The following is a 14,273-nucleotide window of genomic DNA, read 5'->3' as shown; positions in this document are numbered from 1 at the left end:
AATGCTTCGCATCGAATGCCCGTGCTGCGGCCCGCGCGACCATGACGAGTTCCGCTATGGCGGCGACGCTTCGGTGGCGCGTCCGGCGCATGACGATCCCGATCCGGAAGCCTGGTACCGCTATGTCTATGTGCGGGACAATCCGGCCGGATCGCACCGCGAATTCTGGCAGCACGTAACCGGCTGCCGGCAATGGCTGATCATCGAGCGCGACACCAGAAACCACGTCATCGCATGGGTCGGCTTCGCCCGGAAAACGGCCAGGAAAATGCCCGCATGAACAGGATCGGAAATCGCCTCGCCACCGGCGGCCGCATCGACCGCGCGCAGCCGCTGGGCTTTGTCTTCGATGGCCGCGAGCTCACCGGCTATCAAGGCGACACGCTCGCTTCCGCCCTGCTCGCCAACGGCATCACGCTGACCGGCCGCAGCTTCAAATATCACCGGCCGCGCGGCATATTTTCGGCCGGTCCGGAGGAGCCGAACGCGCTGGTCACGCTCGGCACCGGCGGACGGCGCGAGCCGAACCTGCCGGCGACGACGCTCGAGCTGGCACAAGGCATGGCTGCCGAAAGCCAGAACCGCTGGCCTTCGCTCGCCTTCGACATGCAGAGCATCAACGGGCTGTTCGCGCCCTTCCTCTCCGCCGGCTTCTACTACAAGACGTTCATGGGGCCGACGCGGCGCGCCTGGATGTTCTATGAGCATTTCATCCGCAAGGCGGCGGGTCTGGGTCGAGCCGGCACCGAGCCGGATCCCGGCCGCTACGAGGCACGGCACGCCTTTGCCGACGTCGCCGTCGTCGGCGGCGGCCCTGCCGGCCTCTCGGCGGCGCGCGCGGCTGCGGCCGCTGGCGCCAGCGTCGCTCTCATCGAGCAGGACTTTTTCCTCGGCGGCCAGCTGCTGTCCGAGCGCCCGGACGCAGATGCGGCCGCCTGGCTGAGCGCGGTCGAGGCAGAACTGGCGGGCCTCGACGACGTCACCCTGATGCGCAGGACGATGGCGTTCGGTACCTTCGACGGCAATACGCTGGGGCTGATCGAGCGGCGCGACGGTCCGGCAGCGGAAAGCGCCGCGCGCCAGGTCTTCACCATGCTTCACGCCCGCTCGATCGTCTTTGCTACAGGGGCCATCGAGCGGCCGCTGATCTTTTCCAACAATGACCGGCCGGGCGTCATGCTGGCGTCCGCCGCCCGGAGCTACCTCAACCGTTTCGCCGTCCTGCCGGGCAAGAAGATCGTCGTCGCCACCACGAATGACGGCGCCTACCGCGCCGCTTTCGACCTCGCCGCCGCCGGCGCCGAGGTGATTATCGCTGATCAGCGCGGCGCGCCGGCCGCCGCGCTGGCGGTGGAAGCCCGGCGCCTGAACATAGCGATCCGAACCGGCAGCCGGATCGCCGATCTGCGCGGGGGCCATGCGGTGAAGGCCGCGGGACTTGCCGGACCGGACGGCAATCTGGAAATTGCCTGCGACCTAGTCTGCCTGTCCGGCGGCTGGTCGCCGAGCGTGCATCTCACCTCGCATCTCGGCGTCAAGCCGGTCTATCGCGGCGAGATCGATGGCTTCGTTCCTGGCGGCTTTGCGGCGGGCCAGTTCGGCGCTGGCGCCATCATGGGCCGCTTCTCGACCGCCGACGCCATTGAGGACGGCCACCGCGCCGGCATTGAAGCAGCATCGTCCTGCGGAAAATCGGCAGCGGTGCCGGCGCCTTTGAAACTCGATCTCGGCGAATCCGCAGCCAATGCGTTCCGAGCGATCCCATCCGCCGGGCGCGGCAAGGCCTTTGTCGATTTCCAGATGGATGTGACCGCGAAGGACATCGAGCTCGCCCACCGCGAAGGCTATGAATCGGTCGAGCACCTGAAGCGCTACACCACACTCGGCATGGGTACCGACCAGGGCAAGACCAGCAATTTCGCCGCGCTCTCGGCCATGGCGCTGCTGCGCCAGGCGACGGTCGCGCAAACCGGGACCACGACCTTTCGCCCGCCCTATGCTCCGGTCGCCATCGGCGCGCTCGCCGGTCGAGCCGTCGGCCATCATTTCAAGCCGATCCGCCGCACGCCGATGCATGACCGGCATATAGCCGACGGCGCCGAGATGCTCGAGGTCGGGCTGTGGATGCGGCCCTATTTTTACCGCGCCGCCGGACGCGACGTGAACGAAGCCTATGTCGCCGAGATGCGCACCGTGCGCCAGGCAGCCGGACTGATGGACATCTCCACCCTCGGCAAGATCGACGTGCAGGGGCCGGATGCCGCCGCCTTCCTCGACCGTGTCTATGCCAACGGCTTCGCCAAGCTGCCGGTCGGCCGCGCGCGCTACGGCGTCATGCTGCGCGACGATGGCATCGTCTTCGACGACGGCACGACCACGCGGCTTTCGGAAACCCAGTTCTTCATGACAACCTCGACCGCCAAGGCGGCCGATGTGCAGTCGCGGCTGGAATTCCTGCTCGACACCGCATGGCCGGAGCTGCGAGTCGCCGTCACCTCGGTCAGCGACGAATGGGCGGCGATGTCGGTCGCCGGCCCGAAGAGCCGCGACGTCCTGGCCGCCGCATTCCCGGGGATCGACGTCTCGAACGAGGCGCTGCCGCATATGGGCTTCATCGAGGCCGCGTTCGACGGGCGGGCGCTGCGCATCATCCGCCTCAGCTATTCCGGCGAACGCGCCTACGAGATCTATGTCGGCGCCAGCCGCGGCGAGCGGCTCTGGAGCCGCCTGATCGAGGTTGGCGCGCCATTCGGCCTGAAACCCTACGGGGTCGAGGCGCTCGGCGCGCTGCGTGTCGAGAAGGGCCACGTCGCGGGGCCGGAGATCGACGGCCGCACCACGCTCGACGATCTCGGCCTTGGCCGCCTAGCCGGCAAGCGCGCCGGCTTCGTCGGCGAAGTCCTGCGGCATCGCCCGGCATTTCTTTCGCCCGACCGCCAGCGACTGGTTGGACTGGAATGCATCGAAGAGGGCAAGCGGCTGCGCGGCGGGGCGATCTTGTTCCTGCCCGGCGATGCCATCGCCGGCCACGGACGTGGCCGGATCACCTCCGTCACCTTCAGCCCCGAGCTCGGCCGCTATGTCGGGCTGGCGCTGCTCGCCGGCGATGTCGCGACCGAGGGAAGCGAGCTCGTCGCCGCCTATCCGATGCGGGCCGAGACGGTCCGCGCCAGGATCGTGTCGCCCGTATTCCTCGATCCCAAGGGAGAGCGACTGCATGGTTGAGCCTCTGTCATTGAAGGACTTCAACCTGTCGCCGGCCGATTGCCCGATCGTCCAGATCGAAGGCTGGGACGCAACGCTGGCAAAATTCGAGGCGAGCGTCTCGCGGGCATTGGGCGCCCCCCTGCCCGCTGCGGTTGGCGAGACGGTCCGCCATGCCGAAGTCCTGATCGTCCGGGTCGCGCCGCGGCGCTTCTGGTTGATGTCAGAGGCCGGCGCAAAACCGCTGACCATCGATCCCGAACTTGGCTGTTCGGTCTCTCTTGGCGAAGGCCGGCTGCGCCTCAGGATGGACGGGACGCGGCTCCCCGAAATTCTCTCCAAATGCGTCGCGGTCGACTGGTCGTCGCCCGCCGCGGCGCCGGGCCGCGCCTGGCAGACTGCCTTTCACCACGTACCGGTGCTTCTGCTCCGCACAGCCGAAACCGCCTGCGACCTCATCGTGCCGCGCAGTTTCGCGAAGAGCCTGACCGACTGGATCGCCGACAGCGCCGCGGGGTGAGGGGTGTCGAACTGTATCGCGCAACGTTGCAGGCGGTGACGGCGGATGCCGCATCTGCCGGTGTTTTTGCCGCCACCGGTTTTTGAGAATCGGATTAACGAATCGTAGACCGCGCTGTCCTATTCTGAGACAGCGCGGTTCTACACCCATCGCCCGCGCAGGCGGCTCCGGCTCTCAGGCACCCTACCCCTAGTCGGAGCCGCCACTTTGTATACTGCCATCAAGGGTTGAATCAACTCTTACCAAGCATCCTTGCTAGTGTATTTTGCCGATCGCTAAATTTCGAAATATCAATGAGCCCCGCTATGCCAGCGAACTCGCCATCGACTTTGGTTGCCTTGCGCCGGGCTTTGATTTGCTTTCGTCTCCCACCGGCGCGGGCGACCTGGCCTGGGGGATTTGCGACGAATATTAGCAGGCAACGATATATTAACGGCTAGGGCGCAGCCTTTCCATATCGGGGACGAAAACTGCCCCCTGATCGACGATCCGGTACTCCATGTGCCGAGACGTTCGACCGATGCGGAGCAAAACGCATGAGTGTCGAAACAGCGCTGGCGCAGCTGTTGCGCATGCTTCACCGTCGAGCCCTGAATTTGGCAAGCTTGCCGGACGATGAAAGAGACCCGCACTACGATCGCATCCGCCGTTCATGCTGCGGAGCAGCCGAACATATCGGCCAGAGCCCCGACAACGCAGCCATGACGGCCAACAGCATGGTCGAATTTACGCGCGCCATGGTCGGGATCATCGAGGCAAGGCGCGGGTAAGACGGCGGCGCCAGCACCTTCGCCTTGCAAGCGGGCTGCGGTCGCAGCGCAGATCGGAAGGATGGAGTCAGCCCGCGGGCAGGCCGCACCATCGCGGCATTACAGCAATTTTTCCCAAGACCCGGAACCCACAACGCTGCGACGATATGGCGGCGATCTTCCAGCGTCTTATCGCTGCTCGCCTATCCGTCGGAGAAAAATCATGACGATTTCGCCTTTTCTCGCTGCTCTTGGATCTGAAGGTCAGCCTGCAGACCGGGCGAAAGACATGGACCTCTATGGGTGGCTAATCGGAAGCTGGGAAATGGAGACGGTCCACCACCGCGACGACGGCACGATCGAGAAATGGAATGGAGAATGCCATTTTGGCTGGGTGCTCGAAGGCCGGGCGATTCAGGACGTCTGGATCAGGCCAAAGCGCCCTGCGCCATCCACCATGTACGGCACGACTTTGCGTGTCTTCGATCCCGGGATCGGCGGCTGGCATATCATCTGGAGCGATCCGCTCAACCAGGATTACTCGCGCCAGATCGGGCGGGCCGAAGGCAAGGACATCGTCCAGATCGGCGACGACTCACGCGGCCTGCAAACGCGATGGCGGTTCACCGAGATCACTGCCGACAGTTTCCATTGGATCGGCGAGGAACGATCTGCCGAGAGCGACCCTTGGCGGGTGACGTATGAGCATTTTGCGCGGCGGATAAATGCCTGAGCTGGTCGCCTGGAGTCTGTTGGAGCAGCTCAAAATTGTAGAGCGCGGCCGAGACCCCGCCCCGATCAAATCGTATGGCAGTTGGCGCTTGGCGTTTGCTTAGCGCGAAAGCCTACTCCGCCGCCTGATACCCCGCGATGCCCTTGATCTCGAGGAAATCCTCCAGCCCGTATTCGGCGTATTCGCGGCCGTTGCCGGATTGCTTGTAGCCGCCGAAGGGCAGGCCGGCGTCCCAGGTCGGATAGTTGATGTAGACGTTGCCGGAGCGCATGCGGGCGGCCGCCTGGCGCGCCTTCTCGATGTCCTTGGCCTGGATGTAGGAGGCAAGGCCGAAGACGGTGTCGTTGGCCTGCTCGATCGCCTGCTCGACCGTGTCGTAAGGCATGATCGACAGGACCGGCCCAAAGATTTCCTCCTTGGCGATGCGCATGTCGTGCGTGACGTTGGCGAAGACGGTCGGACGCACATAATAGCCGCGGTTGAGTTCTGCCGGGCGGCCGGGGCCGCCGGCCACCAGGGTTGCGCCCTCGTCGATGCCGCTCTGGATCAGTCCTTGAATCTTGTCGAACTGCAGCTGACTGACCACCGGACCGAGCTTCACGCCCGGCGCATCGGCCGGGCCGACGGTGAATTTCTCCGCCGCCGTCTTGGCATAACCTGCCGCCTCGTCATGCCGGTCGCGCGGCACGAACATGCGGGTCGGCGCGTTGCAGGATTGGCCACTGTTGCCGAAGCAGCCGGCGACGCCCTTGGTAACGGCCCTTGCGAGATCGACATCCGGGAACAGGATGTTGGCCGACTTGCCGCCAAGCTCCTGATGCACGCGCTTGACCGTGTCGGCGGCCGCCTTGGCGACCAGGATGCCGGCGCGCGTCGAGCCGGTGAAGGACATCATGTCGACATCCGGATGGCTGGCCAAAGCCTGGCCGACGGTCGGGCCGTCGCCATTGACGAGGTTGAAGACGCCCTTCGGCACGCCGGCTTCGTCGATGATCTCGGCGAAGATGATGGCGTCGAGAGGCGCGATCTCGGACGGCTTCAACACCATGGTGCAGCCGGCGGCGAGCGCCGGGCCGACCTTGCAGGTGATCTGGTTGAGCGGCCAGTTCCACGGCGTGATCAGGCCGACGACGCCGATCGGCTCCTTGACGATCAGCGACGAGCCTCTGACATGGCGGAACTGAAACGTCTTCAGCACCTCAGCCATCTTTTCCAGATGCGCCTGGCCGACGCCGACCTGGCTGTCCAGCGCCATCTGGCGCGGCGCGCCCATCTCGCGCGAGACGGCGAGCGCGAGGTCCTTGCTGCGCTTCTTATAGATTTCGATGACGCGGTCGAGGATCTCGAGCCGCTCCTCGACCTCGGTGAAGCCGAACGTATTGAAGGCGCGCTTGGCGGCGGCCACCGCCTTGTCGACATCGGCCTTGGTGCCGAGCGAAATCTGCGCGAAAGCGTCCTCAGTTGATGGGTCGATGACGTCGAAATTGTTCGGCACCACAGGGTCGACCCAGGCGCCGTCGATATAGAACTGCAGATCGTGTGACATGCTTTCGCTCCCTGTGGGCCGCCGGGCTTCGATTGCGGTGAGGCGATCGTCGTATATCGTCAGAGATAACGATGCGGCAACCGCCCTGTCAAACACAAGCGCAGGTGACTGAGCCACGTTGAATTCCCGATGCATACCGCCCGAAACTGTGCAGCGGTTTCGGGAAAACGACATCCATGAAGACAAGACCTAAGGCGCGTCGCGATCTTTCAGATTCGCTCCGTGCGCTTTAGTTTTTGACTTTACGCATGTCTTTGTCCCGAAACCGGTCCCACTTTCGGGAGACATGCTTTTAAGGCGCCAACCGCTTGCTCATGTAGACCGTCGTTCCGTTCATGAACGGTTCTTCGCGGTCGATCGTGTAACCGTGCTTGCGATAGAGCAGCACATTGGCTTCAAAGGCGCCGTTGGTCAGCAGCCGAAGTTCCGTGCGGCCGGCTTCAACGGCCTTGCGCTCGGCGCTGTCAAGCAGCTTCCGTCCAATACCCCTGCCCTGCGCTTCCGGCGCCACGGCGACATTCTCGATCCAGATGTGATCGTCATGCGCCATGGTTTCGATCAGGCCGACGATGCGGCCGTTCTCGACGGCGAGCTCAAACTGGTGCTCGCCCAGCGCCTTGTCGTAGTCGGCGCGCATCGGCAAAGGCTCGCGGCCGATCACTGGCACCCATTTGGCATAGGCGGCCTGCACAATGGCTTTGACGGCATCGGCATCCGCTGGCGCGGCCGGCCGAAATTCGATGGAAGAAACGACGTTCATTCAGAGACTCCAAAATGCAAAAAACCCGCCGATCGTTGCGATGGGCGGGGCTGGGATAGACGAACCGGATGGCTTGCTAGCCGGCCTTTGTCCTCACGCAATCAGCTTGCCGCTCCTTCGAACGGCGACGTCGCTGCGGATTTGCGAAAAAGGCGGCCATGGCGCGACGCTGGACCGGGCGCCGGGGCGCTGTCAAGCCAGCCTCGCCGACGACGCGATTGCATCGCTCCATCCTGGCGATCTGTCTGCGTGACCAAATCGTTCTGGAAACTCGATCATTATAACTCGAATAATTCGTTGGAAAGATTGGTTCTGGAATGCCATTTCCCCGGCGAACTCGCCTGGAGAATTCAGTTGTCTTTCCTGCCCGCCACCGCGAACGATCTTCCAAACGGCCTGAATTCGGCCAGACCCGTAGGCAGGGGCCTGGCCTCGCTTTGGGCCGTCATCGTGCCCGGTATCGTGCTCGTGGCGATGATCACCAGCGTCGCCTATTCGGCGCGCAACCTCTCGGGGCTCACCCTGTTCAGCCCGATGATCCTCGCGGTCGTCGCCGGCATGGTCTACTCCAATGTGCTGGGCACGCCCACGCACGCCAAGGCCGGGATCGCTTTTGCGCAGCGCCGGCTGTTGCGCTTCGCCATCGTGCTGCTCGGCTTCCAGCTCACGCTCGGCCAGGTGGCAGGCATCGGCTTTGGCGGCGTCGGCATCGTTGCGGCGACGCTCGGCGCGATCTTCTTCTTCACCGTGACACTGGGGCGGCTGATCGGCGTCGATGCCAAGCTCGCGCAGCTGATTGCGGCCGGCACGTCGATCTGCGGTGCCTCGGCGATCGTCGCCACCAACATCGTAACCGATGCCCGCGACGAAGACGTTACCTACGCCGTCGCCGCGATCACACTGTTCGGCACCGTCGCCATGCTCGGCTTCCCGCTGCTGGCGCCTCTGTTCGGCCTCGGCCAGCACACGTTCGGCCTGTGGGCCGGAGCCTCGATCCACGAGGTGGCCCAGGTGATCGGCGCCGGCTTCCAGAACGGCGCTGTAGCTGGCGAGACCGCGACCGTCGCCAAGCTGACACGCGTCGCCATGCTGGCGCCGATGGTGATCGCGCTTGGCCTGATGGCGCGCCGCGGCAGCACTGACGCTTCCGCCGCCAAGCCGCCGATGCCGTGGTTCGTCGTGGCCTTCGTCGCGGTGGTGGCGCTGAACAGCCTGGTGGCGATCCCGGCGCAAGTTCATTCGGCGGTTGCTCTTTCCGCACAGATCATGCTGACCATGGGGCTCGCCGCCATGGGCCTTCAGGCCGACATCTCGGAGCTGCGCTCGCGCGGCCTGCGTCCGCTGATGCTGGCCTTGTCGGCCTTCATCTTCATCGCGGGCTTCAGCCTATCGTTGGTGAAGCTCGCCTAGCCCTCAAGGGAACTCGCAGCAACATAGATCGCTGCCAGCTTCTCGATCCCGGCCTGGTCTTCCTTGTCGAAGCGGCCAGGCAGCGGGCTGTCGAGGTCGAGCACGCCGAACACGCCGTCCGCATCGCGCAGCAGCACGACCAGCTCGGAACGCGAGTCGGCATCGCAGGCGATGTGGCCGGGAAAATCGTGCACGTCCTTGATCAGCATCGACATGCCGAGATCGACGGCCGTGCCGCAGACGCCCTTGCCGACCGCGATGCGCACGCAGGCGGGCTTGCCCTGGAAGGGTCCCAGCACCAGCTCTTCGTCGGATTGCAGGAAATAGAAGCCGGCCCAGTTGAGGTCGGGCACCATCTGGTAGATCAGCGCCGAAGTGTTGGCGGCGTTGGCGATGGAGTCGCCCTCGCCTTCCAGCAGCGCTTTCAGTTGCGTGGCCAACTCATTGTAGAAGGCCGGCTTGTTGCTCGTGTCGATGGCGGTTGCCGCAAACATCGTGGTCGTTTCTCCGTTGCAAGGGCGCTGACGCGCCCGCTACAGTCCCGCCCTCTCTGCCACCAAAGCCGCCGTCAGGAAACAGCCTATCGTGACTTCCAGCGATGCCAAGACCGTCGGGGTCAGGACGATTCGGATCGCCGCCGCCGTGATCCGCGACGACAGCGGCAAGCTGCTTCTGGTGCGCAAGCGCGGCACCAGCACCTTCATGCAGGCCGGCGGCAAGATCGAGCCGGGCGAGGCGCCAGCCGCCGCTCTTGCACGCGAATTGCAGGAGGAATTGGGCATCGTCGTCGACCCAACGATCGCTTCGCATCTGGGTTCCTTCTCGGCGCCCGCCGCCAACGAACCGGATGCCCGCGTCGAGGCCGAGCTTTTCGAGTTGGCAATTGCCGGCAAGCCGATGCCGGCAGCCGAGATCGAGGAAATGATCTGGCTGAGCCCGGAGCTGGCAAGCGGCATGGAGCTCGCGCCGCTCACCGCCGACATCGTGCTGCCGCGCTACGGCCGCCAGTCATGACTGCGCCGAACCATGCAAAACCGTCGGGGAGCGAAGCGCCCGTCACCTTCGCGGTGCTGGTCTTTCCCGGCTTTCCGATGATGGCGTTTTCTTCCGTCATCGAGCCGCTGCGCGGCGCCAACATTCTTGCCAGGCGCGACTGCTACCGCTGGGTGATCGTCGGCGCCGATCCTGGCACCGTCGAGGCATCGAACGGCGTCATCATCCAGCCCGGCTTTTCCGCGGCGGACGCGCCGAAGGTCGATCGCATCGTCGTTTGCTCCGGTGGCGACGCCGACCACGTCGTGGCCGACGAGGCGATGAGCTGGATCAGGAAGAGCCTGCGCGGCGGCGCGCATATCGGGGCGGTTGCGGACGCGGCGTTCTTCCTCGCCCGCGCGGGCCTGCTCGACGGGCACGCCTGCACGTTGCACTGGACCAGCCAGGCTGCTTTCACCGAGGCTTTTCCGGACATTGATCTCAGACGCGATCTCTTCGTCATCGACCGCAAGCGTTTCACCTCGGCCGGCGGCGTCGGCAGCCTCGACATGATGCTGGAGATCATCACGCGCGATTATGGCGCCGAGCTTGCGGCGGGCGTCGCCGAATGGTTCGTGCACTCTCCCTTGCGGTCGAGCGTCGACCGCAAGCTGATGCCGCTTCGCCTGCGCACAGGCGTCCAGAACGAGCTGGTGCTGTCGGCCATCGCCATCATGGAAGACGCGGTGGAGGAAAGGCTCGGCATGGCCGACCTCGCCGAGCGTCTGGGCGTGTCGTCCGACAAGCTCGAGCGCAATTTCCGCGCCGAGCTGGATATCTCGCCCAATGGCTACTACCGGCGGCTGCGGCTGAAGCGCGCTGCAGACCTGTTGGCGCATTCGACGCTGATGGTGCGCGATGTCGCTTTGGCCTGCGGATTTGCTTCGATGTCGAGCTTTGCAAGGGCGTTTCGCGAGGAGCATGGGCAGGCGCCGAAGGCGATGCGGCGGCATTAGGTGGTGCGCGCTGTCGTGGTGAGACGTCGGCGGGACAGCGCGCCCCTCTGTCCTGCCGGACATCTCCCCCACTTGGGGGGAGATTGGCAGCTTCGGCGCCGGCTTTCCCTTTTCGACGCTGGAGATTGGCGAAAGCGGCTGTGATGGCTGATCTCCCCCCTTGCGGGGGAGATGGCCGGCAGGCCAGAAGGGGGGTGCTGTCCCGCCAGCGTTGGGTGACGAAGCCGTTGGTGCGGCACTCAGCACAACATCTGCGGAATTCCGCACGGCGATCTTCCATGGCACGGCTATGTTCGCGAGAACAGGAGGCCTCCCATGAGCATCGTCGTATTCGATCCCGACAGCACCGAGGATGTGGACTTCAAGGACCGCATGCGCCATCCGGCGGCGGCCGATCCCGCCGGCGGCATGTGGCTTTCCGATACCGAGCCGTCCTTCATCGACGCCGACGCGCTGCGCAAGGGGCGGTTGGCCAAGCTACGCGCATGGATGCGCGAGGCGGGCTATGGCGCGGTCGTGCTGTTCGATCCCTACAACCAGCGCTACGCCACCGGCTCGCGCAACATGTTCGGCTATTTCCTGCGCAATTCGACCCGCTATTTCTTCATCCCGACCGAAGGGCCGGTCGTGCTGTTCGAATATCCGCAGAGCAATCATGTCTCGATGGTGCTCGACACGATCGACGAGGCGCGGCCGTCGAAGCTCGTCTGGTCATCCGTCTCCGGCCGCGACGACGAGACCGCCGGGCCGTTCGCGGACGAGATCACCGAGCTTTTGAAGAAGCATGGCGGCGGCTCGATGAAGCTCGGCCTCGACCGCTGCAGCCACCTGCAGGCGCTGGCGCTGGAAAAGCGCGGCTGCGAGGTGAAGGACTGCCAGGGCGAGATCCTGGCGGTGCGCGCGGTGAAGACGCCGGAGGAGGTGAAGTGCCTGCAGACCTCGATGGCGGGCGCTGAAGCCGCGGTGGCCGCCGTGCGCGAGGCGATCAAGCCGGGCGTTTCCGAGAACGAGCTGTTCGCCATCATGTATCACGAGGTGATCCGCCAGGGCGGCGAGTTCATCGAGACCCGGCTGCTCACCTCCGGACAGCGCACCAACCCATGGTTCAACGAGGCGAGCGGCCGCAAGATCAGGCCGGGCGAACTGGTCGCGCTCGATACCGACACGATCGGCTGCTACGGCTATTATTCCGATTTCTCGCGCACGTTCCGCTGCGGCCCGGGCAAGCCGACCCCTTACCAGAAGTCGCTCTACCGCATGGCGCACGACCAGGTGCAGCACAACATCGGGGTCGTGAAGCCCGGCATGGCGTTCCGCGAGATCGCCGAGAAGGCGTGGAAGATCCCGGATCGCTTCGTCGACCAGCGCTACACCTCGGTCATGCACGGCGTCGGCATGCATGGCGAGACGCCGTTCATCGCGCATTCGATGGATTACGAGACCTACGGCCGCGACGGTATCATCGTGCCAGGAATGGTGGTGAGCGTCGAAAGCTATATCGGCGAGAAAGGCGGCCGCGAGGGCGTCAAGCTCGAGGACGAGATTCTCATTACCGAGACGGGGACGGAGCTGCTCTCGCATTTCCCGTATGAAGACGAATTTCTTGACAAGTAGCACCCACGCACCGACAGCACATTCCGCATGAAAACGCCCATTTCCATTCGGCGCGGCACGGTGGCCGCGGTGTTCATCGATCTCCAGGAGGAGCATCGCAAGGACAAGCGCTATCTGGTCGAGGGGTTTGCCGACATCCTCGCCAACGTCCAGCGGCTGCAAGACGCGGCGCGGCGCAATTTCGTGCCGCTCCACCATTGGGCCTATATTGTCGACCTGGCCGAAGCGCGGCCGTTCCATCCCGTTGACGAGAGCGGCAAGTCGGCTTTCTCCGACAAGGACGATCCGCTGACAGCGATCTGCCATGAGGTCGCGCCGCAAGACGATGAAACGATACTGTTCAAGCAGGAAGCCAGCGCCTTCGGCAAGAACGACTTCGCCGACAAGCTCAAGGCATCCGGCATCGAATGGCTGGTCATTGCCGGCGTGTGGACCGAAGCCTGCATCGACGCCACGGTGAAGGACGCGGTGGCGCGCGGGTTTCGCGTTCTGCTGGTCAAGGACGCCTGCGGCAGTGCTAGTGCCGCCATGCACCAGACCGGCATCCTCAACCTCGCCAATCGGCTCTATGGCGGCGCCGTCACCAACACGCTCGACGCCTGCCGGCTGATGGCCGGCGACACGGTGAGCGTGTGGCAGGTCGAGGGCTCGGTGCCGCTGCGCTTCACCTTCGAGAACGCGGCGCGGCTATACGCCGAGCTCTGACGGCGATGACCAGCGACCCAGCCGATCCGGTAAGGCGCGGCAAATATGCCGCCCTGCTCGATCCGGAGCTCTGGGACTATATCGACAAGGTCAATAGCTGGTACCCGCAAGAGATCGTCGCCGCTCCGATCGCGGAGCAGCGCGCGGTCTATGACCGGATGTGCGCCGCATTTCACCAAGGGCGTCCGGAAGGTGTGGCGACCCGTGACGGTCTCGTCGCAACGGCGGCGCATGCGATCCCGATCCGTCGCTATCAGATGGCAGACAAGGTGGCAGCGGCAGTCGTCGTCTACTATCACGGCGGCGGCTTCGTGCTCGGCGATTTCGACAGCCATGACGACATCTGCGCCGAAATCTGCGCCAGCACCGGCTTCGAGGTGATCTCGACCGACTATCGGCTGGCGCCGGAGCATTTGCATCCCGCTTCCTTCGACGATGCGCTGGCGGTGTTCGAGTGGGTCGCGGCGACGAGCAAGCTGCCGATCGTGCTGTGCGGCGAGAGCGCCGGCGGCAATCTCGCCGCGGCGGTAGCGCAGGCGACGCGGCATCATCCAAGGCATGCCATCGGCCAGGTGCTGATCTATCCCGGACTGGGCGGCGACGAGACCGGGCGATCCTATATCGAACACGCCGAGGCGCCGTTGCTGACGCTCGCCGATATCGACTTCTACCGCCGCGTCCGCTCGGCGCCCGGGCAGTCACTCGACGACCCGACGTTTTCGCCGCTCAGGGATCGCGATTTCTCCGGCCTGCCGCCGACGGTGATCGTCACCGCCGAGTGCGACCCGCTCTCCTCCGATGGCGAAGCCTATCGCGACCGGATTCTAGCTGCCGGCGGGCGGGCCTGGTGGCGCGAGGAGAAGCGGCTGGTGCACAGCTTTTTGCGCGCTCGCCCGACGGTGCCGCGCGCGGCAGAAGCGTTTGCGAGGATTATCGCGGAGGTCGGAGCGCTTGGGCGGGGCGAGTGGCCGTATTGAACGGCGCTCCCCTCACCCAGCCTCCGCTTCGCTCGGCTGACCTCTCCCCGAGTGGAGAGGAGTCTGT

14 protein-coding genes are annotated in these 14,273 nt (G+C 64.9%); 11 read left to right on the top strand and 3 right to left on the bottom strand.

What is annotated here, in order from left to right; all coding sequences use genetic code 11:
• The first annotated feature begins 1 nt into the window (after window position 1).
• From EJ071_RS23935 to EJ071_RS23915, 5 genes are all read left to right on the top strand, one after another.
• A complete protein-coding gene (locus EJ071_RS23935; protein ID WP_126100072.1) occupies window positions 2–280 on the top strand; it encodes a sarcosine oxidase subunit delta in 279 nt (92 codons plus the stop codon).
• Window positions 277–3,225 carry a sarcosine oxidase subunit alpha family protein gene (locus tag EJ071_RS23930; RefSeq protein ID WP_126100071.1) on the top strand — a complete coding sequence of 983 codons (2,949 nt, stop codon included), beginning with the start codon at window positions 277–279 and terminating at the stop codon, window positions 3,223–3,225. The genes EJ071_RS23935 and EJ071_RS23930 overlap by 4 nt, the downstream gene beginning before the upstream one ends.
• On the top strand, window positions 3,218–3,724 hold the full coding sequence (locus EJ071_RS23925; protein ID WP_189521194.1) for a sarcosine oxidase subunit gamma family protein: 507 nt from the start codon (window positions 3,218–3,220) through the stop codon (window positions 3,722–3,724). The genes EJ071_RS23930 and EJ071_RS23925 overlap by 8 nt, the downstream gene beginning before the upstream one ends.
• Window positions 3,725–4,260: 536 nt before the next feature.
• Window positions 4,261–4,494 (top strand): hypothetical protein, encoded by a 234-nt coding sequence (locus EJ071_RS23920; protein ID WP_126100070.1) that lies wholly within the window; start codon window positions 4,261–4,263, stop codon window positions 4,492–4,494.
• Window positions 4,495–4,555: 61 nt separating this feature from the next.
• Window positions 4,556–5,206 (top strand): hypothetical protein, encoded by a 651-nt coding sequence (locus tag EJ071_RS23915; protein ID WP_245459958.1) that lies wholly within the window; start codon window positions 4,556–4,558, stop codon window positions 5,204–5,206.
• Between the two features lie 112 nt (window positions 5,207–5,318).
• Here the strand turns inward: EJ071_RS23915 and EJ071_RS23910 are convergent, their stop codons facing one another.
• Window positions 5,319–6,752, bottom strand: coding sequence for an aldehyde dehydrogenase family protein (locus EJ071_RS23910; protein WP_126100069.1), 1,434 nt, complete (start codon window positions 6,750–6,752; stop codon window positions 5,319–5,321).
• A 292-nt stretch (window positions 6,753–7,044) separates the two neighbouring features.
• Window positions 7,045–7,512, bottom strand: coding sequence for a GNAT family N-acetyltransferase (locus EJ071_RS23905; RefSeq protein WP_126100068.1), 468 nt, complete (start codon window positions 7,510–7,512; stop codon window positions 7,045–7,047).
• Between the two features lie 354 nt (window positions 7,513–7,866).
• Here EJ071_RS23905 and EJ071_RS23900 point away from each other — a divergent pair, with 354 nt between their 5' ends.
• On the top strand, window positions 7,867–8,922 hold the full coding sequence (locus EJ071_RS23900; protein ID WP_245459957.1) for a YeiH family protein: 1,056 nt from the start codon (window positions 7,867–7,869) through the stop codon (window positions 8,920–8,922).
• Here the strand turns inward: EJ071_RS23900 and EJ071_RS23895 are convergent.
• Window positions 8,919–9,416 carry a GAF domain-containing protein gene (locus tag EJ071_RS23895; RefSeq protein ID WP_126100067.1) on the bottom strand — a complete coding sequence of 166 codons (498 nt, stop codon included), beginning with the start codon at window positions 9,414–9,416 and terminating at the stop codon, window positions 8,919–8,921. The genes EJ071_RS23900 and EJ071_RS23895 overlap by 4 nt on opposite strands.
• A 91-nt stretch (window positions 9,417–9,507) precedes the next feature.
• Here EJ071_RS23895 and EJ071_RS23890 point away from each other — a divergent pair, with 91 nt between their 5' ends.
• The 5 genes from EJ071_RS23890 (at window position 9,508) to EJ071_RS23865 (ending at window position 14,206) form a co-directional block, all read left to right on the top strand.
• Window positions 9,508–9,936, top strand: a complete 429-nt coding sequence (locus EJ071_RS23890) for an NUDIX domain-containing protein (RefSeq protein ID WP_126100066.1) — start codon at window positions 9,508–9,510, stop codon at window positions 9,934–9,936.
• On the top strand, window positions 9,933–10,910 hold the full coding sequence (locus EJ071_RS23885) for a GlxA family transcriptional regulator (protein ID WP_126100065.1): 978 nt from the start codon (window positions 9,933–9,935) through the stop codon (window positions 10,908–10,910). Before EJ071_RS23890 ends, EJ071_RS23885 begins: the two co-directional genes overlap by 4 nt.
• A gap of 315 nt (window positions 10,911–11,225) precedes the next feature.
• Window positions 11,226–12,524, top strand: a complete 1,299-nt coding sequence (locus EJ071_RS23875; protein ID WP_126100064.1) for a Xaa-Pro peptidase family protein — start codon at window positions 11,226–11,228, stop codon at window positions 12,522–12,524.
• Window positions 12,525–12,551: 27 nt separating this feature from the next.
• Window positions 12,552–13,229 carry an isochorismatase family protein gene (locus tag EJ071_RS23870; RefSeq protein WP_126100063.1) on the top strand — a complete coding sequence of 226 codons (678 nt, stop codon included), beginning with the start codon at window positions 12,552–12,554 and terminating at the stop codon, window positions 13,227–13,229.
• A 5-nt stretch (window positions 13,230–13,234) separates the two neighbouring features.
• Entirely contained in the window at window positions 13,235–14,206 is a 972-nt protein-coding gene (locus EJ071_RS23865; protein ID WP_126100062.1) for an alpha/beta hydrolase, read from the top strand.
• Window positions 14,207–14,273 lie beyond the last annotated feature (67 nt).

It is taken from the genome of Mesorhizobium sp. M1B.F.Ca.ET.045.04.1.1, assembly GCF_003952465.1.
GTDB classification, from domain to species: Bacteria; Pseudomonadota; Alphaproteobacteria; order Rhizobiales; family Rhizobiaceae; genus Mesorhizobium; species Mesorhizobium shonense.
Note: the sequence above shows the minus strand (reverse complement) of the source record. Positions and strands in the feature narration are given on the sequence as shown.